The organism is Clostridium sartagoforme AAU1 (genome assembly GCF_000401215.1).
Classification (GTDB): Bacteria; Bacillota; Clostridia; order Clostridiales; family Clostridiaceae; genus Clostridium; species Clostridium sartagoforme.
In genome coordinates this window covers 1-1,564 of record NZ_ASRV01000062.1, presented here as the reverse complement: position 1 = coordinate 1,564, position 1,564 = coordinate 1, and the positions used below count along the sequence as shown (strand labels likewise).

General features: G+C 26.9%; 2 protein-coding genes. One reads left to right on the top strand and one right to left on the bottom strand.

Annotated elements, in window-relative coordinates:
• Positions 1-59 precede the first annotated feature (59 nt).
• Positions 60-962, top strand: coding sequence for an aldo/keto reductase (locus A500_RS05140; protein ID WP_016206524.1), 903 nt, complete (start codon positions 60-62; stop codon positions 960-962).
• A gap of 61 nt (positions 963-1,023) precedes the next feature.
• Here the strand turns inward: A500_RS05140 and A500_RS05135 are convergent, their stop codons facing one another.
• Positions 1,024-1,446 carry a hypothetical protein gene (locus A500_RS05135; RefSeq protein ID WP_016206523.1) on the bottom strand — a complete coding sequence of 141 codons (423 nt, stop codon included), beginning with the start codon at positions 1,444-1,446 and terminating at the stop codon, positions 1,024-1,026.
• Between the last annotated feature and the right edge of the window lie 118 nt (positions 1,447-1,564).

Below are 1,564 nucleotides of genomic sequence, written 5' to 3'. Positions count from 1 at the left end.
TTTTACAACTGTGATCTGTGCACTAACAAATTATTATTTTACTGGGAGGATGAAAGAAAATGGAAAAGATTAGATTAAGCAATAATTTAGAAATGTCTAGAATAATTCATGGACATTGGAGATTAATGGATTGGAAGTTAAGTAATGAAGAATTACTAAAGTTCGTAGAAGAAGTTTATGAGTTGGGGATAACAACAATAGATCATGCAGATATATATGGTAATTTCTGTTGTGAAGAAAAGTTCGGTGAATCACTAAACTTAAAAAAGGGATTAAGAGAAAAGCTGCAAATAGTTACAAAGTGTGGAATTAAGTTTCCTTCAATAAACAGGCCAGAAAATAAGTCTCATTGCTATGATACAAGTTCAGAACATATAATAAAATCAGTAGAGAGATCTTTAAAAAACTTTAAAACAGATTATCTAGATCTTGTATTAATTCATAGAGTAGATCCATTACTAAATCCAGAAGAAGTGGCAGAGGCTTTTAAAAAGTTAAAAAGTCAAGGGAAAGTAAGAAATTTTGGAGTATCTAATTTCTTACCAGCTCAATTTAATATGCTAAATTCTTATTTAGATAATGAATTAGTAACTAATCAAATAGAAGTATCACCTTTAAATTTAGAGCATTTTGAAAATGGAACTTTAGATTTAATGCTTGAGAAAAGAGTTAAACCAATGGCATGGTCACCTTTGGCAGGAGGAAAGATATTTAAAGGAGAAGATGAAGCTTCACTTAGAGTTAGAAAAGCTTTAAATAATGTAAAAGAAGAGGTTGGAGCTACAGATATTGATGAAGTAGTATATGCATGGATACTAATGCATCCAAGTAAAATAATGCCTATAGTTGGATCTGGAAATATAGAAAGAATTAAAGGTGCAGTTAGAGCAACAGAATTAAAACTTACAAAAGATCAATGGTTTGAAATATATGTTGCAGGAAGAGGTATAGATATTCCATAAGATAAAAATAAAATAGGATAGGGATTAAAATTTTATAATCCCTATCCTATTTTTAAGTATTTTAAGTTTTAAAATCAAATTTGTTTGAACATCTTTTACAAGTTACTACTATCTTTCCTTTTTTCCTAGGAAGCCTTAATTTTTGCCCACAGGTTGGACATTTTGTTATTTTAAAATTCTTCTTTTCTTTAATTTTATTCTCAAATATTCTAAAAACATAAGATAGATTATTTAAATCAAAAGGTGGAAGATTAATAGGAATTGAAACCCCAAACTTAGATAATGGTTTATTTATAAAAGAAATAAACGAATTAAGCTCACTTCGTCTTTTATATATATTTCTTGAAAACACTCTAAATATAGCTATTAAAAATATTGCCAACCCTACTATTCTTGTATAACGAGAAAGGTTAAATAAAGAACTTAAAAATAGTAGTAGTAATGATAATAAATCAATTCCATATGTACCTTGAAGAAATCTCATTTCAACACCTCTGTTAAATATATTTAAAATATATTATAATATAAAGAATTGATATAATCAATCTATATACTAAATGTAACAAATTATTAACAGATAATTATGTTGTATTTTAATACTA